Source organism: Sinosporangium siamense (assembly GCF_016863435.1).
In the GTDB taxonomy this organism is placed as follows: Bacteria; Actinomycetota; Actinomycetes; order Streptosporangiales; family Streptosporangiaceae; genus Sinosporangium; species Sinosporangium siamense.
In genome coordinates this window covers 1-20,913 of the sequence record NZ_BOOW01000048.1, presented here as the reverse complement: position 1 = coordinate 20,913, position 20,913 = coordinate 1, and the positions used below count along the sequence as shown (strand labels likewise).

Here is a 20,913-nt window from a genome sequence, read left to right as displayed (position 1 = left end):
CGGTCGCGTACGCCCGGAGGCTTCGCCGTACAACCCCAGGCGCGGCCTCCTGAGCGCAGAGATCACCGGGACGTGGGCAAAGGGGCGTCGGGGGTGAAAAGCTGCTGGTCGAGGTGGGCGACCGCGTAGTCGATGGCTCCAGTGACCACGCACTCGTCCCCCAGGGTCGACGCGCGCACCTCCGGCATGCGTATGCAGGCGCGTTCCAGGCGCTCGCGCAGTGGCGGCAGCAGGACGTCGGCCGAGCGGGAGAAGCCGCCGCCGAGGACGACGACCTGCGGGTCGAGCAGCAGGACCATCGCGCTGGTGCCCACCGCCAGGTCGTCGACGTAGCGTTCGACGGCCGCGACCGCCACCGGGTCGCCCGCGCGGGCGGCGGCCAGGGTGTAGCCGGCGGCCTCAGCGGGTGAGGTGTCCTCGGGGATGATCGAGCAGTTTTGCAGGTGTTCGGACGCCTCGGTCCACTGCACATGCGGCAGCATGGCGATCTCCCCCGCCGCCGCGCCGAAGCCGCGGTGGACCTTGCCGTCGACGATGACCGCAGCGCCCATCCTGCGGCCCACGTGCAGGAAGACCACGTCGTTCGCGCCGCGCGCGGCGCCGCGCACCGCCTCGGCCCTGGCGGCCAGGCGGCTGTCGTTTTCGACGATGACCTCGCAGGGGAACATCCGGCGCAGGTGCCCGGCCAGGTCGAGCCCGGTCCAGGCGGGTATCGCGGCGCAGTAGCGGATGCGGCCGTCGGTGGTGATCACGCCGATCGTGCCGGCCGCGACGATCCACACGTCGGCGATCGTCTTGCCGCCGAGCGCCAGGCAGCTCGCGACCGTGCGTTCTATCGTGGCCAGCCGCTCGGGAAGGGGTGTGTCGGGCTGCACGGGCTGACGGGCCTCGGCGAGGATCTCACCGTTGAGGTCCGACAGGGCGGCGCGTATGTTGTGGCCGCCGAGGTCGAGCCCCACCAGATAGCCGCTCCTCGCGCGGAAACGATAGCGGCGAGCCGGCCGGCCGATCGTGCCCTGCGCGGGTGGGGTCTCCTCCACCCAGCCGAGCTCCATGAGCTCGTCCACGACCTCCTTCATGGAGGGGCGCGACAACCCGGCGCGCTCGGCCAGAGCCGACAGCGTCAGGGGTCCGGAGGCGCGCAACATGCCGATCGCGGTCAGGGAGTTGAGCTGCCTGAGCCGTGACAGATCGCCGCCGCGAAGTGTGACCACCATCCTCCTAACGCAGGTTTCCTCTGTAAGTCTGCCGCATATTATGCCAAGCCTGGAGCGCTCTGGGCTGCCCAAGTAGTGGATCTCCTCCAAAAATGTACATTGACCCTCCCTCCGAGCCAATGCTACTAATGAAGCACTCCTTCGTAAGGCTCCGGCCGAGGGGGCAGGGCGGGGCGGCGCACCGCGGATCGCCGGCCCGGCCCCGCCACGAAGGCCACCGCTCACGTCACGGGCGCCCGGCAGTCCGGCAGGTCGTGACCGACGGCGGCGGCAACGCCACCTCCGATCACGCCGAACCCCCCGGCCACCCCACCATCCCCTGTTCCAGGAGGCCGCCAATGATCGTTCCCAAGCCTGCGCACTACGAGGCCAGGCCCGGCTGCTTCGTCCTCGACCGAAGAACGGCGCTCAGCGCCGATCCCGCGCTCGGTGACGTCGCGGCGTGGTTGCGGAGCGAGCTCGGCCCGGTCACCGGCGGCGAACTGCTGCCCGGCGGTCCCGGCCAGGAAACGATCACGCTTGGTCTCGCCGACCTGCCCCCCGAGGCCTACCGGCTGACCGTCGCGCCCGGCGGGATCACCCTCGAAGCCGGGTCGGCGGCCGGGGCGTTCTACGGGGCGCAGACATTGCGCCAGCTCATGCCGCCCGCCGCCTTCCGCAGGGCGGCGGCGAGTGAGCCGCTGGAGCTGCCCGCCGCCTATGTGGAGGACAACCCGCGCTTCGCCTGGCGCGGGGCGATCCTCGATGTGGCCCGGCATTTCATGACCAAGGCCGACGTGCTGCGCTTCATCGACCTGATGGCCATGCACAAGCTGAACGTCCTGCACTTCCACCTCACCGACGACCAGGGCTGGCGCATCGAGATCAAGCGCTACCCGCGCCTGACCGAGATCGGCTCCTGGCGCGAGGAGAGCCAGGTCGGCTGGGACGGCGCGATGGACGGCAGGCCGCACGGCGGTTTCTACACGCAGGACGACATCCGGGAGATCGTCGCCTACGCCGCGCGCCGCCACATCTCGGTCGTGCCCGAGATCGACCTTCCCGGGCACACCCAGTCGGCCATCGCCGCCTACCCCGAGCTGGGCAACCTCGGCGTTCAGATCGGTGTGCGAACCACCTGGGGCGTCGGCGTCAACGTGCTGAACGTCGAGGACGCCACGATCGAGTTCTTCAAGAACATCTTCGACGAGGTGCTGGAGCTGTTCCCGAGCCCGTACATCTGCGTCGGCGGGGACGAGTGCCCCAAGGACCAGTGGCGGGCCAGCCCGTCGGCCCAGCGCCGCATCGCCGAGCTCGGGCTGCGCGACGAGGACGAGCTGCAGAGCTGGTATATCCGCCAGTTCGACGACTATCTGACCGAGCGCGGGCGGCGCCTGGTCGGCTGGGACGAGATCCTGGAGGGCGGGCTCGCCTCGGGCGCCGTGGTGGCCGCCTGGCGCGCCGAGCTGGGCGCGGTCGCCGCCGCCCGCGCCGGTCACGACGTCCTCAACTGCACCAACACCTCCGTCTATCTCGACTACCGGCAGAGCCGGCGCGAGGACGAGCCCACGCCGTTCAGGACCGTGCTCAGCCTCGACGACGTCTACGCCTTCGACCCCGTCCCTGCCGAACTGCGCGGCGACCCGGCCGCGAAACATGTTCTCGGGGCGCAGTGCGGGATCTGGACCGAGCTCATCGACTCCACCAGGCACGTCGACTACATGGCCTTCCCCCGGCTGGCGGCCTTCGCGGAAACCGTCTGGTCGGCGCCCGAGCGCGACCTGACCGACTTCCGCAGCCGCCTGGACGCCCATCTGGCGCGCCTTTCGGCGATCGGGGTCGAATATCGCCGCGAGTCCGGCCCGCTGCCCTGGCAGACGCGGCCGGGGGTGCCGGGCAAGCCGGCGGACCCGCTGGAGTGGCAGGCCATCCTCGACTCCTGGACCGCCAACATCAGGAATCCCTGATGAAGGTGCGCACGGCGGGGCCCGGTCCGGCGCACCGGTTCGCCGATCTGTGGCATCGCACCATGCCGTGGCGCTGGCTCACCCCGAGCACGGCCCTCATCGCTTGTGTCATCGGCTTTCCCGCGTTTTACATGGTCTGGATGTCCTTCCTCGACATCAGCAGGATCGGGCTGGTCCGGGGCATGGCGGGGCTCGACAACTACGTCAGGCTCTTCCAGGAGGACGCGCTCGGCGCCGTGGTCGGCAACACGCTGCTGTGGCTGGTCATCGTCGTCGGGCTGACCATGCTGCTGTCGCTCGCGCTGGCGCAGTTCCTGTCCAAGGAGTTCTTCGGCCGGAAGTTCGTCAGGCTCGCGCTGGTGGTGCCGTGGGCGACTTCGCTGGTGATGACCGCGACCGTGTGGCGCTTCATCTACGAGGGCGGCAACGGCCTGCTCAACCGGCTGCTGATGGATCTGTCGATCATCTCCGCGCCGGTCGACTGGTACAAGGATCCCTCCACCGCGCTCTACTCGATCATGGCGGTCGGCATCATCACCTCGATGCCGTTCACCACGTACGTCCTGCTGTCCGGTCTGCAGACCGTGCCGCACGACGTGCTGGAGGCCGCGAAGATCGACGGCGCGAGCGCGTGGGCGACGTGGCGACGGGTGACGCTGCCGATCCTGCGGCCGTCGCTCATGGTCGCGCTGGTGCTCAACGTGCTGCACGTCTTCAACGCGTTCACCGTCATCTGGGTGATCATGGGGAAGACGGCGGGCAACCACGCCGACACGACCGTGACGTGGCTGTACAAGATCGCGTTCACCGCTCAGCTCGACGCGGGTGAGGCGGCGGCGCTCGGCGTCCTCAACGTGGTCGTCCTGCTGCTGCTCATCCTGGCCTTCGTGCTGATCCTGCGGCCCGACCGCAACCCCTCGGCGGGCGATAAGACGGCGACTCCCCCTCCGGAGGCGCCCGCGGCGGAAGAACGCCCCGCCGTCTCGGCGCCGAGCCCGGCACCGGTCAGGCGCAGCCGGCCGGCGCTGCTGCGGGCGGCCCGGGGGTGGACGCGGATCCGACCCTTCGTGCTCCCGATCGCCGGGTTCGCGGTGGCGCTGTTCTTCATCGCGCCCTACGCCGCGATGATGCTCGGCTCGCTCAAGACCGACGCCGAACTGTTCGCCGTCCCGGCGGACTACCTGCCGGAGAGCTGGGCGTGGTCCAACTACGCCGACGTGTGGAACCGCATCCCGCTCGCGGAGTACTTCGGGGTCAGCCTGACCATCGCCCTGGCCTCCACGGCGCTCGTGCTGGTCCTCGCCGTCCCCTCGGCCTACGTGCTGGCACGTTCCAGGTTCAAGGGACGGACGGCGTTCCTCAGTGTGATCCTCGTGACGCAGATGTTCCCCGCGGTCGCGCTCCTCATGGGGCTCTACCAGCAGGCGCTGTTCGTGGACGGGATCAACAGCTACGGCGTCATCATCGCCGTCAACGCGGCCTTCAACCTCGCCTTCGCCGTGTGGATCCTGCACGCCCACTTCAGCTCGATCCCCGTGGAGATCGACGAGGCCGCCTCGATGGACGGCCTCGGGAAGTTCCGGATCATGGTGCGGATGACCCTCCCGCTGGCCGCGCCCGGCCTGGTCACCGTGACCGTCTTCACCTTCATCCAGGTGTGGAATGAGTTCGTCATCTCCCTGACGCTCTTCAACGATCCGGCGAGCGGCCGCGTGCCCCTCACGGTCGGCGTCCAGCAGTTCATCGGCCTCTACGAAACCAACTACCAATACCTCTTCGCTGCGGCACTGATCGCGATCGTGCCGGTAGTGATCCTCTTCGCGCTCATCGAAAAGCATCTGGTGAGCGGCCTGACCGCGGGTAGCACCAAGTGACAACAGGAAAGACCGGTGTGAGATGACCCCCAGAAGAAGACCACGTCTCGGCGGCCTGGCCGCGATCGCCGCTCTCACGCTCGCGCTGACCGCGTGCGGCGGCGGCTCGGGCGGCGGTTCAGGCGGCTCGGGCGGCGGTTCAGGCGGCTCGGGCGGCGGCGGGCAGCAGTCCATCAAGCTGGTCGTCGCGCAATACACCGAGGGCACGCGACCCTACTGGGACGAGCTGATCAAGTCCTTCGAGGCCAAGAACCCCGGCAAGAACGTCGACCTGCAGGTGATCGACTGGGGCAACCTGCAGAGCCAGGTGAACACCATGGTCCAGACCAAGCAGTTCCCCGACATCCTGAACATCAACGTCTTCGCCGACTACGCCGAGGCCGGGCTGCTCTACCGCGCCGACGAGGTGGTGTCCAAGGAGGTGCTGTCGGACTTCATCCCGTCGTTCGCGGAGAACGCCTCCTATGACGGCGCGCAGTACGCTCTGCCGTTCGTCGCGACCGTCAACGGGATGTACTACAACAAGAAGGTCCTGGAGAAGGCCGGCTTCAAGAAGCCCCCGGCCACGTGGGACGAGTTCCGCGCGGCGGCCAAGGCGATCAAGGCTCTGGGCGACGGCTACGTGCCCTACGCGCTGGCGCTCGGCGCCGAGTCGGGCGACTACGAGTTCGGCACCTGGCTGCGCGCCAACGGCGGCGACTGGCGCACCGGCGACAAGTGGACGGTCAACGACCCGCGAGCCGTCGAGACCCTGGAGTTCCTCAAGTCGCTGACCGAGGACGGATACACACAGCCCAACCCGGGCCAGACCAACCGCCCCGACGGCACCTGGCCGCTGTTCGCGCAGGGCAAGGTGGGCATGGTCTACGCGTCGTTCGGGACACGCGCCTTCCTCGACCACGCGGACAAGGCGGGGATCGAGTATGGCGCCACGACCCACCCCACCAACCACGGCGCCGAGGCCGCTACGCACGGCATCCAGGACTATCTGATGGCCTTCAAGAAGGACGGCAACCAGCAGCCGGTCCGGGAGTTCCTCGACTACTTCTACCAGGCGGACAACTACGCCAGATATCTCAAGGTCGAGGGCCTGCTGCCGACGACCACCTCCGCCTCGGCGATCATGAAGCAGGACCCGAAGGTCAGCCCCATCGTCGACATGGTGGCCAAGGCACGGTTCGACCCGACCTCCCAGCCGGTCTGGGCGGAGTTGCGCGGCACGGTGTCCGCGGAGCTCGGCGCCGTGCTCCGGCCCGGCGGCGATCCCCGCGCCACCCTCGACAAGTTCCAGCAGATCGTCGAGCGCTCCTAGTCGAACGCCCCTGGCCGCCCGGCCAGGGGCAAACCCACCTGAAGGCGCCATCCCCGCCCTTCCGGGTGCGGGCCGCAGGTGATCCAGCCGCCGAACAGGGCGACACGCTGCCGGACTCCGGTGAGACCGCGTGGCGGCGAGGCACGGCGCTCGGGGCGTGGGGAGGCGGACCCCACCCCGTTCGTCACCGTGAGCACGACCTCGCCGCAGCGGTGGTCGACCTCCAGCCGGATCTCGCCGCCGTCGCCGTGGCGCATGGCGTTGGTGAGGGCTTCCTGCGCGATCCGGTAGAGCGCCATGTCCAGGAAGACGGGCACGGGGCTTGGCTCCCCCCGCACGGTCAGCTCGACCGGCCTCCCGGGCACGCTGACGCCCCGTGCGAGTTCCGCCAGATCGCCCAGACCGGGGTGCCGTACGGCGCCGCCCTCCTCATGGCCGTGCAGGAGGTCCAGCATTCTGCGCAGGTCGGCCATCGCCGCCCGGCTGCTCTCCTCCACCGCCGTCAGGGAGCCGGCCACGCCGGGCGTGGACGCACCGAGGCCGAGGCGGGCGGCGCCCGCGTGCACGCCGACGGCGCTCACGTGGTGGGAGATCACGTCGTGCAGGTCGCGGGCGATGGCGCTGCGCTCCTCGGCCACGGCGCGCTGCACCGCCGCCTCCTGGTCGCGGCGCCGCCGTTCGAGCTCGGAGATGTAGGCCCGCCTGGCGGTGGTGTAGCGCCCCACCATCCACGGCAGCAGGGCGCAGGTGAGGGCGATGATGATCAGGTGGGAGGGAGGCAGGTCGCGTCCCGCCACCACGGACCGGCCGGCGGATCCGACGGCTAGGGCGGCGAGTGAGACGAGCGCGGGAACCGTGGACAACCACGCGCCGGCCCGGTAGCCCGCGATCAGCAGCCCGGCGCTGGACACCTGCCGCGCGTCCCCCGCCCCGTCGACGAACAGGTGCACGCCGAAGAGGTAGACCGTGCCCTGGGCGACGGCGACGACGCCGGACAGGCGGGCGGGAGCGGCGAGGGCCGCGTCGATCAGCACGAGCAGGCCGAGCGCCAGCCACAGTCTCGGGCCAACGACCGGGGGTGGCCCCTCCACCAGGACCGCTCCGGTGTCGGCGACGGCGCATCCGGCCGCGATGAGGATCTCCTTCCTGGTCAGCGAACGGCCGGTGCCGCGCATGTCGTTCACTCCGGCCACCGCTTCTCGTCTGTTCCGCGTTGACGCCACAACGGGAAGGTACGCGGGCCGAAGAGGGGCAGAAGTGAACTATGCGGGTCTTGTATGCCGTACCCTTCGGAAATGCGTGCGGCAAGACTGCTGTCGTTGGTGCTGCTACTCCAGACCCGGGGTGGGATGACCGCCGGGCAACTCGCCGAGGAGCTGGCGGTGTGCGAGCGCACCGTCCACCGGGACGTGCTCGCCCTCTCCGAGGCCGGAGTGCCGGTCTACTCCGACCGGGGGCGCGGCGGAGGCTACCGGCTGCTCGACGGCTACCGCACCCGCCTCACCGGGCTCGACCGGGCCGAGGCCGAGGCGCTGTTCCTGTCCGGGGTGCCGGGTGCCCTGCGCGAGATGGGGCTGCACGAGGTGGCGACCGCCGCGCGGCTCAAGGCCGCCGCCGCGCTGCCGCCCGGCTCACGCGACGCGCCCCGCTCGGCCGCCCAGAGGTTCCACCTCGACGCGCCGGGGTGGTTCGCCGGCGGCGACACCCCCGCGGCGCTGGCGCCGCTGGCCAGAGCCGTCTGGGGCGACCACCCGGTGTCGACGCGCTATCGGGAGGCGAACCGGGAGCTCGAACCTTACGGCCTCGTGCTGAAGGCCGGGGTGTGGTACCTCGCCGCAAAGTCAGGCGAACGGTTCCTCGTGTATCGCGTCGACCGGTTCACCGACGTCGAGGTGCACGACGATCGCCACTTCACCCGCGACCCCGACCTCGACCTCGCGGCCTTCTGGGCGGAGCGGGCGGCGCAGTTCGCCAAGTCGCTGCTCACCTGCCGCGTCACCGTCAACCTCAGCCCGTCGGGCCTGCGCGCCCTGCCGTCGATCGCCGACCCGGCCGCGCTCCCTGTGGCCCTGGCCTCGGTCGGCGAACCGGACGAGCGCGGCTGGGTGACGGTGTCCCTTCCGGTCGAGACGGTGGAGGTGGCCTTCCACCAGCTCCTCCGCTTCGGCCCGGAGGCCGAGGTCCTCGCCCCTGCCGAACTCCGCGACCGCTTCGCCGACACCGCCCGCCGCCTCTGCGCCGTCTACGGCGTCCCCGGCCTCGCCACGGCCGACCGGCGCTGAACCGGGCCTGCGGCGAAGCCTCCGGCCCCGAGGTCAGCGGTAGCCCGTGGTGTCGGCGGGCAGGCCCTTCTCCTCCACCTCGACGATGTAGCGCCAGGCATCGGGGCGGCTGCCGTCGGTGTCGGTGAAGCCGTAGGCCTTGGCCAGGTCGCCGCTGGTGGTGGAGAGGCCGTTCCAGCGGCCACGGCCGGGGTCGGCGGCCAGTGCGGCGACGGCGCGGCCGGTGAAGGCGGGTGACTCGGAGATGGCGAAGTGGGGGTGTGCCGCGGTCGCGTCGCGCCAGTTGTCCTCGGTCACGCCGAAGCCCTCCAGCATGGCCTCGGAGCGGATCCAGCCGGGCGTGACGGCGACGGACGTGCCGCCGTGCGGGCGCAGGTCGTGGGACCAGGCGAAGGCGAGCCGGTTCACCGACACCTTGGCCAGGTCGTAATACACGCAGCCGACGCGATATCTCGTGCTGTTGAATTCGGTGGTGCCGTCGGTGAGCTCCACCACCAGTCCGCCGGGGTGCCGCGTGAGCAGGGGAAACGCGTGGTGACTTGTGATGATGTGGGTGTCGATGGCCAGGCGCAGCAGCCGCAGGCCGCGCTCCAGGGAGTGCTCCCACACGGGGGTGTTCCACTCGGCGAGGTGGTCCCCGCCCCACACGTCGTTGACCAGGACGTCGAGTCTCCCCCGCTCCGCGTCGATCCTGCCGATCAGGGCGGCCACCTGATCGCTCTCCAGATGGTCGACGCGGACGGCGATGCCCTCTCCCCCGGCCCGGTTCACCAGGTCGGCGGTGCCTTCGATGGTCTCGGGCCGGTCCATCTCGGAGCGGTTGCCCGCCGTGCTGCGCCCGGTGCAATAGACCGTGGCGCCTGCCGCTCCGAGTTCCACCGCTATCGCGCGGCCCGTCGCCCGGGTCGCCCCGGCGACCAGGGCGACCTTACCAGCGAGCGGACGTGTGTCTGCCGATGTGCTCATGTCCGCAACCCTGCCGGTTAAATGGGACACCTTGTGTCAGGTTTTCTCGGGATCCCTCTCACGCGTCCACCGTCACGTCCGAGACGGGTACGGCACAGCACAGCAGGACTCGTCCCGCCGCGAGAGGCATCGCCGGCTCGATGAGGTGGGCCGCCTCCCCCGCGACGCGCTGCCGGCACGTGCCGCAGGCGCCCGCCCGGCAGGAGGAGGGCAGGCCCACCCCGGCGGACCGCCCGATTTCGAGCAGGCTGCCGTCCTCGGCGGTCCAGGTGGTCCCGGCCCCGCTTCTGTTCGAACCGCACCGTGAACGATCCCGGCGCGGGCGGCGGGCGCTCCTCAAGCGGCACCACGCTTGCGAGAAGAACGGCTCGTCGACGTCCGCCTCCTCAGGCAGCCCGCCGCACATCTCCTTCACGAAGCCGTCGCGACCGCAGAGGTACGCCTCGGTGCGGCGATCGGCCGCCGCCGCAGCGAGGTCGGCCTCAGCAGAGCGCCCCGCCACGGCCCCCCGGAGGCGGCGGCCCACCGGGCGCGATAACCCCCCGGCCGGGGACCGGCGTGACCCGCTCCATCGGGAGCCCCGCCGTGCCCTTCACCGGGTAGCGCGCGATCTCGGTGATACGACTCCTAGGTGCGTCACACGTGCTCCCAGGTGTCCGGGCTCGCCGTACACGGCCCGCCGGCGTGGAACCGCAGCCGGCGCGCCTCGAGGTCGAGACGGGCGGTCTCGCCACTGGAGGTGGAGCGGCAGGCCGGGTTCGGGGTGGCAGCACAGAGGGGCGCCGTCGGACTCGTGCAGCCGCTTGACATCCTCCCCCTCGTCAACGAGGGGGAGGATGTCAAGGGCTGAACCGGCCAGTGCGCAGCGTGCAGGACCATGGTGCTCCTCATCTCCACGGCACCCACGGCTGCCAACTTTCGATGCCGGAACGTTCCGGCACACCATAACCACGCACCGGCAACACCCTTACCACGCAGCGGCAACGAGATCAATGCCCGCCGGCCAGGGCGGCGGGCGTTCGGATTCCCTGGTCACGGTGGCACGTGGCGCATGGCGGAAACGGACGGAAACGTGGGCTTATGCCGTACATGACCGGGGAGGTTCGCTGCGGTAAGGTGCGGCACACACGGACATTCGCGGAGAACGTTCCTGGTGGTCGCCGGGGCGGAACTCCAGGCTCTTGTGAGGGGAGGGAGTGCCGGCGTTTCCCCTCCGGGTGCGGCGGCGCGGCGCGTGGTGGTGGAGGCGGGTGCGCCCGAGGTTCCGGGACACGAGGTGCTCGGGCTGCTGGGGCAGGGTGGGTTCGGCACGGTTTATCGGGCGCGGCAGCTCGCGGTGGGCCGCGAGGTGGCACTCAAGATCGACAAGCGTGTGCTGGCCTCGGAGCGCGACAAGCGCCGGTTCATGCGCGAGGTCACCGCCACGGGGGCGCTGTCCGGCCACCCGCACGTGGCGCACGTGTACGACGCGGGTGTGCTCTCCGACGGCCGGCCCTACATGGTCATGGAGTTGTGCCCGGGCGGGTCGCTGTCCGACCGGTTGCGGCGCGACGGCACGGTGGGGGTGGCCGAGACCCGGGACATCGGGGTGAGGATCGCCGACGCGCTGGCCGCGGCACATCACGCGGGGGTGCTCCACCGCGATCTCAAGCCGGCCAACATCCTGGTGAACCGCTACGGCAACGTGGTGCTGGGTGACTTCGGACTGGCGACGATGCCGGCCGGGCCCGACCCGGGTGGCGAGGTGTCGGTGACCCGCGAGTCGCTCACACCCGCCTATGCGCCGCCTGAGGCGTTCGAGCTGATCGAGCCGAGTGCCGCCGGGGACGTCTACTCGCTGGCCGCCACGCTCTATGCGCTGCTGTCCGGCCGCCCGCCGCGCTTCCCGGCGAACGGCATCGCCAACATTGCGATGATCATGGCCCTGCACCGGCTGCCGGTGCCCGATCTGCCCGGTGTGCCACTCGCGCTGACCGCCATCCTGCGCCACGCCATGGCCCCCGACCCCGCGCAGCGTATGCCCAGCGCGGCAGCCCTGCGCGACGCCCTCGCGGCAGTCCCTCTGGACGGCCCCGTCGGCACCCCGCAACACGGCACCCACGCCCCACCGCCTCCCATGGCATACGGCGCAGCCCACGCCAAGGCCCCCGTCCACCCGACCGGGCCACCACCCGCCATGCCGTACGGCACAGCGCACGGAAAGCTGCCCGATCACCACGGCCACCCGACGGGATCGCCGATGCACGGCTGGCCGACCACCCCCCGCAGCGCGCTGCGGCGTGAACCGGCCGCGCCTTCGCGTGCCTATCTGGCCGTCGCCGCCTTCTTCGCCGCGCTGCTGGTCGTCGGCGCGGCGCTGATGGTCTACGAGTCGGCCGGATCGGCCGCGACCTCCACGCTCAACCTCGGCGACTGACGGCCCGGGGGGCACATGCCGCACGTCCGCGGTCGCGGCGCGGGCCGCGCGGTGGAGCCGACCCGCACCACGCCTGCGTGCCGGCTCCCACCCCGCCGGATGGCGGTCTAGGTCACCGTCAGGGATCCGCGGCGGGCGTCAGGCCCAGCATTCGCCTGGCCTCCTCCCGCATCTCGACCTTGCGGATCTTCCCGGTGACTGTCATGGGGAATGTGTCCACCACGTGGACATATCGCGGGATCTTGTAATGAGCGAGTCTGCCCCCGCAATACTCGCGCACGCGCTCCGCGGTCAGGGGGGCGGTTCCCGGGCGCATGACGATCCAGGCCATCAACTCCTCGCCGTATCTCTCGTCCGGCACTCCGATGACCTGCACGTCGGCGACGTCCGGATGGGTGTGCAGGAACTCCTCGATCTCCCTTGGGTAGACGTTCTCGCCGCCGCGGATCACCATGTCCTTGATCCGGCCCACGATGCCGAGGTAGCCGTCGTCGTCCATGGTCGCGAGGTCGCCGGTGTGCATCCACCGGGCCGCGTCGACGGCTTCGGCGGTCTCGCCCGGCTGATCCCAGTAGCCGAGCATGACCGAATAGCCCCGGACGCAAAGCTCGCCCGTCTGCCCCCTCGGCGTGGTGAGATCGGTGGCGGGGTCCACGATCTTCACCTCCACGTGCGGCATCACCCGGCCGACGGTCTCGGTGCGACGGGTCAGGTCGTCGTCCCACCGGGTCATCGCCGAGACGGGGGAGGTTTCGGTCATGCCATAGCAGATGGCCACCTCACGCATGTTCATCTCGGAGATGACACGTTTCATCACCTCGACAGGGCAGGGGGAGCCCGCCACGATGCCGGTGCGCAGGCTCGTCAGGTCGAAGGCGGCGAAGCCGGAGTGGTTGAGTTCGGCGATGAACATCGTGGGCACGCCGTACAACGACGTGCACCTCTGGTCTTGTACGGCACGCAGCACAGTGGCCGGGTCGAAGGACGGCGAGGGCAGGACCACGCAGGCGCCGTGCGAGGTGGCGCCGAGGTTGCCGATCACCATGCCGAAGCAGTGGTAGAGCGGCACGGGCACGCAGATGCGGTCATGTTCGGTGTAGCCGGCCAGTTCTGTGACGAAGTAGCCGTTGTTGAGGATGTTGTGGTGGCTGAGCGTCGCTCCTTTCGGGGAGCCGGTGGTGCCCGAGGTGTATTGGATGTTGATCGGGTCGTCGCAGCTCAGTGCCGCCATGCGGTCGGTCAGCGCCGCAGGCTCGGCCGTCGCGCCGCGCTCCAGAAGGCGGTCGAAGGCGGCGTCGCCGATGTGGACGACGCCCGTGAGGCCGGCCTCGCGGGCCATGGCGCGGTAGTCGCTGTCCTTGTGCGCGATCGCGCTGATCAGCAGGCTCAGCCCGGACTGCCCGGCGATGTAGGCGAGTTCGCGTGCGGTGTAGGCCGGGTTGATGTTGACCAGGATGAGCCCGGCCTTGGCCGTGGCATATTGCACCAGCATCCATTCGGCGCAGTTAGGCGACCAGATGCCCACGCGGTCCCCCTTGGCGAGCCCGCGGTCGATGAGGCCGAGCGCCAGACGGTTGACGTCGGCGTCGAACTCGGCATATGTCCAGCGGCGGCCGGTGGAGACGTCGACGAGGACTTCACGATCCGGGAAGCGCGCCGCGGACCGCTCCAGGTTCTCCCCGATGGTGTCGCCCAGCAGGGGGACGGCGGAGGCACCCGAGGCGTAGGACCGGACAGGAGGAGCGGTGAAGCCCTCCTGTGCGGTGAAGGGGTGGGTCACGCTCATGGGGGAAGCATCGGGGGACGACAGGCCGGCACACCACCCCCTTTCGGGGGTGGCAGGCTTTCGGCTGCTAAGCGTGAAATGCTGACCTCAGGAGGAGGATATGGCGACCTTCACGCCCCACGACCAGGCAGCACTCCGGACAGCGATGAACAGACTGCGCAGAGCGACCGCTGTCCCGGTGGTTTTCGGTGGATTTGTCGCCCGAGGAGGCTCACTACGGCTGACCGAATTCACCGGCACCCTCACCGGCGCCCTCGGCGGACTGCTGGTCGGCGCGGGTTCGGGTCTCGGGGGCCGCGTCGTCGCCACCGCCCGCCCCGCGGCGGTCACCGACTACGCCGCCGACTCCCGCATCAGCCACGAATACGACGGGCCCGTGCAAGCCGAAGGGCTGCGGGCCATCGCGGCGGTGCCGGTGCCCGTCGCAGGAGAGGTCGCCGCGGTGCTCTACGGCGCCATCCGCGAACCGCTCTGCCTGGCGGCACGGTCACTCGACCAGGCGTATACCGTCGCCCGCGACCTCGGCACCGAACTCAGTGTGCAGCGCGAGGTGGAACGCCGCCTCGCCCACCTCGAAGCCGCCGCCGAGCGCCGCGCCGCAGGCGACCGCCCGGAGGCGAGCGCCTGGGAGGACGTGCGTTGCGCCCACGCCGAGCTGCGTTCCATCACCCAGTCGGTGGCCGACGCGGAGCTGCGCGACCGGCTCCGCGAGGTCTGCGACCTCCTGGCCGGTCCCCGCGCCGCGGCGGGCCCGGTCACCCCGCTCTCGATGCGGGAGGTCGACGTCCTGGCGCAGATCGCCCAGGGCTGCGGCAACGCCGAGGCGGGCCGCCGCCTTGGGCTGCTGCCCGAGACGGTCAAGAGCTACCTGCGCAGCGCGATGCGCAAACTCGGGACACACACCCGGATGGAGACGGTGGTGGCGGCCCGCCGCAACGGCTTCCTCCCCTGAGCGCCTTCCAGGTCTCCCCCGTCCCGGGAGATCGCCCACAGGACCGGTTGTGCCGGGCCGGCGCGTACGGCGAAGCCCACGAGGCGGAAGACCGTCCCCGTGGGCTCCGCCGTACCGGCGTGAAGGATCTGAGCCGCCTAAGTGCGTGCTGTTTTGACCTCGTCCCCGAGATCACCGGCGTTGACCGGCGTGCCGTTGCTCCCCTCCGCGGCCTCGCCGGGAAGGCTCGCCTCGGCGGTGGAGGGCGCGGGCCCGTCGCCGGGCTTGTCAGGCGAGGACGGACTGTCGAAGGAGCTCCTGAGCGGAATCTCGACGATGAACATCGCCAGGATCGGGATGATCACCGTGAACAGGATCGCCCACACGAACACGTTGGAAAGCGCGTCGGCCAGGGACGCAAGGAAGCCGGTGCGCACCTCCGGGGGGAGGGTGCGGACGGTGGCCGGGTCGAGGCGCTCGCCGCCGCTCGCGAGGTTCGCGGCGGAGGGGCCGAGGCGTTCGACGATGCCGTCGGCGAGCCTGCTGTTGAAGAGCGCGCCGAACACCGAGACGCCCACCGAGCCGCCGATGGAGCGGAAGAAGGTGGAGGCGCTGCTGGCGACGCCGAGGTCCTTCTGCTCGACGCTGTTCTGCGCGATGAGCATGGTCATCTGCATGAGGAAGCCCATGCCGAAACCGAGCACCGCGATGTAGATCGCGGTCGTCCAGTTGGAGGTATCGACGCGCTGGAGGCTGAGCAGGAAGGTGCCGAGGGCCATGCCCACGCCGCCGATCACCGGATAGATCTTGTACTTTCCGGTCTTGGTGACGGCCCGCCCCACGAACAGCGAGACGAGCATGGCGCTCGCCATCATGGGCAGGAGCAGCAGTCCCGATTCGGTGGCCGAGTTGCCCTGCACGAGCTGCTGGAAGAGGGGCAGGAAGTTGATCGCCCCGAACATCGAGAAGCCGAGCAGGAAGCCGATCAACGTGATCAGCGTGAAGTTGCGGTTGCGGAACAGCCCGAGCGGCATGATGGGCTCGGCCGCCCGGCGCTCGACGGGCACGAAGATCGCGAGGGTGACCACGGCGAGGGCCAGCAGGCCGAGGATCTGCGGCGATCCCCAGTCGTATTCGGTGCCGCCCCAGGTGGTGACGAGCACGAGGGCGGTGATGCCCACCGAGAGCAGGGCCGCGCCGAGCCAGTCGATGCGGCGGCTGGCGGCGGGCGCCGGCGGCAGTTTGAGGGTGACCGACAGCAGCACCAAGGCCACCGCGCCGAGGGGGAGGTTCACATAGAAGGCCCAGCGCCAGTCGAGGCTGTCGGTGATGAATCCGCCGATGAGGGGGCCGGCGATCATGGCGACGGTCATGACCGCGGACATCATGCCCTGGTAGTGTCCCCGCTCGCGCGGCGGCACCAGGTCGCCGATGAGGGCCAGGGCGTTGACGATGAGGCCGCCGGCGCCGAGGCCCTGCAGCGCGCGGAAGAGGATCAGCTGCATCATGCCGTTCTCGGGCCCGCCGAGGATGGCGCTGCCCGCCATGCCGCAGAGCGCGGAGCCGACCATGAAGATCACGATCGAGGCGAGAAAGACCATCTTCCGGCCGTAGAGATCGCCGAGCTTGCCCCAGATGGGGGTCGAGATCGTGGTGCCCAGCACGTAGGCGGTGACAACCCAGGACAGGTGATTGAGCCCGCCGAGTTCGCCCACGATCCGCGGCATGGCCGTGCCGACGATCATGTTGTCGAGCATCGCGAGCACCATCGCGAGTATCAGACCGGGCAGCACGATCATCACCTGTCGCTGCCTGCCGGACCCGGCCGTCGGTTGACCGCCGGAGTCGGTCACCGTCTCCTTCACTCCCCTGCCCCCTTCGTCACACACGACCTACAATGAAATCGATCATGCTTACTTGCCGACCGGCAAGCAAAGGTAAGCTAAAGTCTCAACTAGCCGGTCGTCAAGTTGATTCACTCAAGGAGGACATCCGTCCCATGACGGAGAATGCCGACACCCGCACGCGCATCCAGCAGACCGCGATGCGCCTCTTCATCGAGCAGGGATACGAGGCGACGTCCCTGCGCGAGATCGCCGAAGAGCTGGGGGTGACCAAGGCCGCCCTCTACTATCACTTCAAGACCAAAGAAGACATCGTGGCCAGCATGGCGGAGCGACGACTAGCGAATATGTCCGCCCTCCTGGACTGGGGCAAGGCGGCGCCCCCGACCCCGGAGACCCGCCGGGAGCTCCTCAGACGTTACAGCGAGGACCTGTTCACCTCCTGCAACCAGGAGATCCTGCGCTTCTCCGAGCGCAACCAGACCGCTCTGCGCACCCACCCGACGTTCGTCGCCCTGCGCGAGACCACCGTCGCGATGGCCAAGCTGCTGAGCGATCCCGAGGATCCCGCCACCGTGCGGATCAAGAACGCCATGGCCTTGTTCGCCATCCACGGCGGCGCCTGGCTGCTGTCGGACGACCCTCGGTTCACCGAGCAGGAATGCCGTGACGCCGCCCTTGAGGTGGCCCTCGACCTCATCACGCCGGGCTGAACGCGGTCAGATCTCCTGCGCCACCCCGGGAAGGCTGTCCAGGCGGCGCAGGATGACCCCTTCGCGCAGGGCCCAGGGGCACACCTCGATCCTTTTGAGGTCGAAGAGGTCCATCGTGGCGTCGGCGACGATCGCCCCCGCCACGAGCTGGGCCGCGCGGCCCTCGGAGACGCCGGGCAGGCGGGAGCGCTCGGCCGTGGTCAGCTTCGGCAACCGGGCGGCCAGCTCGGCGAGATCCTCACGCGACAGGACCCGCTGGACGTAGAGGCCCTCGCTGGATGGAAGCGCTCCCGCGATGCGGGCGAGCTGTTTGAAGGTTTTGGAGGTGGCCACCGCGCGGTCGGCTTTGCCGTGCTTCACGATCTCGCCCACGTGGCGGGCGATCTGGGCGCGGACATGGCGGCGCAGGGCGCGCACCTCGTCGGGCGGGGGCGGGTCGCCGGTGAGCCAGTCGCGGGTCAGACGGCCCGCGCCGAGCGGCACTGAGACCGCCACGTCGGGTTCCTCGTCCACGCCGCAGGCCATCTCCAGGGATCCGCCCCCTATGTCCAGCGCCAGCAGCCGGCCCGACGACCATCCGAACCAGCGGCGCACCGCGAGGAAGGTCAGCCTGGCCTCGTCGCGGCCGGCGAGCACGGTGATCTCCGCCCCGGTCTGGGCCTTCAGCCTGCTCAGCACCTCGTCGCCGTTGGCGGCCTCCCGGACGGCGGAGGTCGCGAACGCCATGAACTCCTCGACGCCCTTGTCCTCGGCCAGGCCGAGGGCCTCCTCGACGAACCCCGCGAGCCGGTCCACGCCCTCGTCGGACAGGTGGTCGCCGTTCATGTGCTCGGCGAGCCGGAGTTCGACCTTGTGGGAATAGGCGGGCAGGGGTGGGGCACCGTGGTGCGCGTCCACCACGAGGAAGTGCACCGTATTCGAGCCCACGTCCAGCACTCCGAGTCGCATGACCAAAAACGGTACTACCGGTTGATCCTTCGCGCGCGCCCGGGTTGCCAAGCGGACGCCCGCGTTCCTGTCAAGAGCTCTGTCCGGATGCGGACAGCAGTGGGGAAGCTCCTTGTCTTTCATCCCCTTGTGCGCTCACACTGGCCAGTCGTTGCCTGCGATCCCGATATGAGAGGAAATGTATGAAGAAGGTCATCGTGCATCGGCCTGGTCACGTCAGCCTCAAGGGCGCCGCGAGCGCCAAACACCACAGCTGACCCACGTCCTGCTCCCCTTCCCCGCGCTGTACAGCGCCTGAGACCGGGCGGACACTTCAGCCCTCACCACCTCGATCTACTCGATCAGCCCTGTGCCCCGGCTTATGCCGTACTTCCCCCATGCCGCGCAGGGCGGTGGTGGAGGCTCGGCGACGAAAGGCCGCATGAGCAGTGATACCTTCCCAGCCCAGCCGACGCCCCCACGTGGCCGGTCCAGGCGGATCCGGCAGACGCGTCGAGGCGGAGGCGGGCGGGGGTGCGCCGCACCATCTATGGGTCCAGGGAGCACGGCCGCTCCCAGGTGCCGGCCTCCCGCCCCCGCTCATTCCCCCTCTCGACGCGAACCGGCGGCTGTGCGGCCCCTATACCGCGGGGAGCGCACTCGCGGCGGGCCTCCTGCCCGACGCGCTGCTCATGCGGCCGGGCCTGGTGGCCGCCCACGCCATCGCCTTGCATGCGATCGCACCTGATCTGCGGCATCTGCTCCCCCGCCACCCCGAACCCCTCGTCAGCCGGGTGCCGGCGCCCGAACGCATCCTCATCCACGCACCCCGCCGCACCCTGCGGCTCGCCAACGGACTCGCGGAGTTCGTCCTGGCCTGCTGCCCGCGCGAACGGCGCAGCCTCACCGTGGTCAACGCCCACGAAGCCGACCACACCGACCTCGAACTCCTCGCCGTCCTGCTGCGGCGTGTGCCCGCCGAGCGCCTCACCCTCGTGATCTGCGCCCCGCCCGGCTGCCCCGCCCCCCTGGCCGCCGCACTCGCCCGCCACGCGGTCCCCACCGGCGGCTGTGACGGTCCCGATGAACCGCGGCTCACCGCGGACGACCACCGGGCACGCGCCGACCACCTCGCCGCGACCGGCGCCGCCGGCCCCCGCCTGGGCGCGATACCCCACCACCGCCTCAAAGGACCCGACCCGGCACTCGCCCTCGACGCGCTGGCCCACGCGATCACCTGGTGCCTGCGGTCCGGCTTCCACCACGCGGTCGCCGAACTCGGCGCCCGGGCTCTGCCGCTGGCCGACCCCGCGGCGGACGAGGAGCTGTGGTGGCGGATCCTGCACAGTACGGCAAACGCCCTCGCCGCCCTCGACCGCGAGGAGGAGGCCGAGGCCCTGCTTGGCCCGGCCATGCACGCCGCCGACCCGGGCAGGCGCGCGTCGGCCGCCTATTGCACGGCCATGCTGAAGACACGCCACCACGACCCCGCCCGGCGTGACCTCGCAGGCGCCCTCACGTGGATCGACCGGGCCGTCACGATCTCCGACCGGCTGCCCTCCCCCGCCGAGCGCGCCTTCAGGCTCGGATTCAACATGAACGGCAAAGCCCTCGTGCAGATGCGCCTGGGACACCTCGACGACGCCGCCCGGCTCGTCAACGAGGCGATCAGCCTGGCCGAGGAGCTGCCCCGGGGCCGTCACCCGGTCCACCGCCTCGTCCTGCGCGCCAACCGCGCCCAGCTCGCCCACCGCCTCGGCCACCCTGAGCAGGCTCTCACGGACTACGACGCAGCCGTCGAGGCCGATCCCCACTACCCCGACTACTACATCGACCGCGGCAACCTCCACTTCGCCGAAGGCCGGCTCACCGCCGCCGTGGCGGACTACGAGGCGGCGATGCGGCTTGAGGCGCCGTTTCCCGAGGCGTATTACAACCGGGCCGAGGTCAGGTTCGCTCAGGGCGACCTGCACGGCGCCCTAGCCGACCTCACCTATGTGCTCGACCTCGACCCCGGCTTCACCGAGGCATACGCCAACCGCGCCGGCCTCCTCGCCGCCCTAGGCGACCACCGGGCCGCCCGCGCCGCCGCCCGCGAAGGACTGACCCGCACCCCCGGCGACCCCTACCTCCTGTGCGCCCTCGGCCAGGCCGAGATGGAAGACAAACGCCGCCCCGAGGCCAGAGCGGCCTTCGACCTGGCTCTCGGCCACGACCCCACCCTGGTCGCCGCCTGGGCCGCCCGCGGCATGCTCAACCACGAGGAGGGCGACCACGAGGCCGCGGTGGCCGACCTGACCCAGGCCCTGTCCTTCGGCGAGGACCCGGTGCTCCTCTTCAACAGAGCTCTGGCCCTCCACGCCGCCGCCCGCCCTGACGAGGCCACCCGCGACCTACGCCACGCCCTCACCCTGGCCCCGGACGACGAGGAGATCCTGCAGGAACTCGCAAAACGCGCCTCGGCGCGGCCGGACCTTGCGTCGGAGGCATAGCCGGATCTAGCCTCGGAGGCGCGGCCGGAGCCTGTACCAGGGGCAAGGCCGGGTCCTGCCCTGGATCGCCCGGAACCGGCCGGATCACCCAGACACGGCCCATCCAGCCCCGGACACCCGCTCACCAACCGATAAGCGGCGATCGCCGACACAACGCCCAGCGCCGGACACAGCCACACCCGTAGCCAGCGGCACACGCGGGCCTAC

Annotated in this window: 16 protein-coding genes; 9 read left to right on the top strand and 7 right to left on the bottom strand. The window is 70.4% G+C overall.

Annotated features, from left to right (window positions below; translation table 11 throughout):
- Positions 1-62 precede the first annotated feature (62 nt).
- Positions 63-1,214 carry an ROK family transcriptional regulator gene (locus Ssi02_RS33770; RefSeq protein WP_239130230.1) on the bottom strand — a complete coding sequence of 384 codons (1,152 nt, stop codon included), beginning with the start codon at positions 1,212-1,214 and terminating at the stop codon, positions 63-65.
- Between the two features lie 341 nt (positions 1,215-1,555).
- Here Ssi02_RS33770 and Ssi02_RS33765 point away from each other — a divergent pair, with 341 nt between their 5' ends.
- From Ssi02_RS33765 to Ssi02_RS33755, 3 genes are read left to right on the top strand one after another with little or no spacing between them, the layout of a single operon-like run.
- The gene (locus Ssi02_RS33765; protein WP_204031655.1) at positions 1,556-3,163 is read left to right on the top strand and encodes a beta-N-acetylhexosaminidase; all 1,608 of its coding nucleotides are present in this window, start codon (positions 1,556-1,558) and stop codon (positions 3,161-3,163) included.
- A complete protein-coding gene (locus tag Ssi02_RS33760) occupies positions 3,163-5,037 on the top strand; it encodes an ABC transporter permease (protein ID WP_204031654.1) in 1,875 nt (624 codons plus the stop codon). The genes Ssi02_RS33765 and Ssi02_RS33760 overlap by 1 nt, the downstream gene beginning before the upstream one ends.
- A 22-nt stretch (positions 5,038-5,059) precedes the next feature.
- Complete coding sequence (locus Ssi02_RS33755) at positions 5,060-6,349, top strand: extracellular solute-binding protein (RefSeq protein ID WP_239130229.1); 1,290 nt, start codon at positions 5,060-5,062, stop codon at positions 6,347-6,349.
- Here the strand turns inward: Ssi02_RS33755 and Ssi02_RS33750 are convergent.
- Entirely contained in the window at positions 6,346-7,542 is a 1,197-nt protein-coding gene (locus Ssi02_RS33750) for a sensor histidine kinase (protein ID WP_204031653.1), read from the bottom strand. The two genes, Ssi02_RS33755 and Ssi02_RS33750, sit on opposite strands and share 4 nt — an antisense overlap.
- Positions 7,543-7,644: 102 nt before the next feature.
- On the opposite strand from Ssi02_RS33750, the gene Ssi02_RS33745 reads away from it, so the two are divergent.
- Positions 7,645-8,631, top strand: coding sequence for a helix-turn-helix transcriptional regulator (locus Ssi02_RS33745; protein WP_204031652.1), 987 nt, complete (start codon positions 7,645-7,647; stop codon positions 8,629-8,631).
- A 33-nt stretch (positions 8,632-8,664) separates the two neighbouring features.
- On the opposite strand, the gene Ssi02_RS33740 is transcribed toward Ssi02_RS33745, so the two are convergent.
- Together Ssi02_RS33740 and Ssi02_RS33735 are read right to left on the bottom strand one after the other, a co-directional pair.
- On the bottom strand, positions 8,665-9,597 hold the full coding sequence (locus Ssi02_RS33740; protein WP_204031651.1) for an SDR family oxidoreductase: 933 nt from the start codon (positions 9,595-9,597) through the stop codon (positions 8,665-8,667).
- A 58-nt stretch (positions 9,598-9,655) separates the two neighbouring features.
- The gene (locus Ssi02_RS33735; protein ID WP_204031650.1) at positions 9,656-10,123 is read right to left on the bottom strand and encodes a 2Fe-2S iron-sulfur cluster-binding protein; all 468 of its coding nucleotides are present in this window, start codon (positions 10,121-10,123) and stop codon (positions 9,656-9,658) included.
- 105 nt (positions 10,124-10,228) lie between these two features.
- Between Ssi02_RS33735 and Ssi02_RS33730 the strand changes: the two genes are divergently transcribed.
- Entirely contained in the window at positions 10,229-10,447 is a 219-nt protein-coding gene (locus tag Ssi02_RS33730) for a hypothetical protein (protein ID WP_204031649.1), read from the top strand.
- A 303-nt stretch (positions 10,448-10,750) separates the two neighbouring features.
- Positions 10,751-12,013 (top strand): serine/threonine-protein kinase, encoded by a 1,263-nt coding sequence (locus Ssi02_RS33725; protein ID WP_204031648.1) that lies wholly within the window; start codon positions 10,751-10,753, stop codon positions 12,011-12,013.
- Between the two features lie 118 nt (positions 12,014-12,131).
- Here Ssi02_RS33725 and Ssi02_RS33720 read toward each other — a convergent pair whose 3' ends face one another.
- A complete protein-coding gene (locus tag Ssi02_RS33720) occupies positions 12,132-13,799 on the bottom strand; it encodes an AMP-binding protein (protein ID WP_204031647.1) in 1,668 nt (555 codons plus the stop codon).
- A 100-nt stretch (positions 13,800-13,899) separates the two neighbouring features.
- Between Ssi02_RS33720 and Ssi02_RS33715 the strand changes: the two genes are divergently transcribed.
- Positions 13,900-14,751 carry a helix-turn-helix transcriptional regulator gene (locus Ssi02_RS33715; protein WP_204031646.1) on the top strand — a complete coding sequence of 284 codons (852 nt, stop codon included), beginning with the start codon at positions 13,900-13,902 and terminating at the stop codon, positions 14,749-14,751.
- A 137-nt stretch (positions 14,752-14,888) separates the two neighbouring features.
- Here Ssi02_RS33715 and Ssi02_RS33710 read toward each other — a convergent pair whose 3' ends face one another.
- Positions 14,889-16,595 carry an MDR family MFS transporter gene (locus Ssi02_RS33710; RefSeq protein ID WP_239130228.1) on the bottom strand — a complete coding sequence of 569 codons (1,707 nt, stop codon included), beginning with the start codon at positions 16,593-16,595 and terminating at the stop codon, positions 14,889-14,891.
- Positions 16,596-16,729: 134 nt separating this feature from the next.
- On the opposite strand from Ssi02_RS33710, the gene Ssi02_RS39490 reads away from it, so the two are divergent.
- A complete protein-coding gene (locus tag Ssi02_RS39490) occupies positions 16,730-17,287 on the top strand; it encodes a TetR/AcrR family transcriptional regulator (protein ID WP_204031645.1) in 558 nt (185 codons plus the stop codon).
- Positions 17,288-17,293: 6 nt separating this feature from the next.
- Here Ssi02_RS39490 and Ssi02_RS33700 read toward each other — a convergent pair whose 3' ends face one another.
- A complete protein-coding gene (locus Ssi02_RS33700; protein WP_204031644.1) occupies positions 17,294-18,235 on the bottom strand; it encodes a Ppx/GppA family phosphatase in 942 nt (313 codons plus the stop codon).
- Between the two features lie 461 nt (positions 18,236-18,696).
- Between Ssi02_RS33700 and Ssi02_RS33695 the strand changes: the two genes are divergently transcribed.
- Positions 18,697-20,706 (top strand): tetratricopeptide repeat protein, encoded by a 2,010-nt coding sequence (locus Ssi02_RS33695; RefSeq protein ID WP_204031643.1) that lies wholly within the window; start codon positions 18,697-18,699, stop codon positions 20,704-20,706.
- Positions 20,707-20,913: the final 207 nt, after the last annotated feature.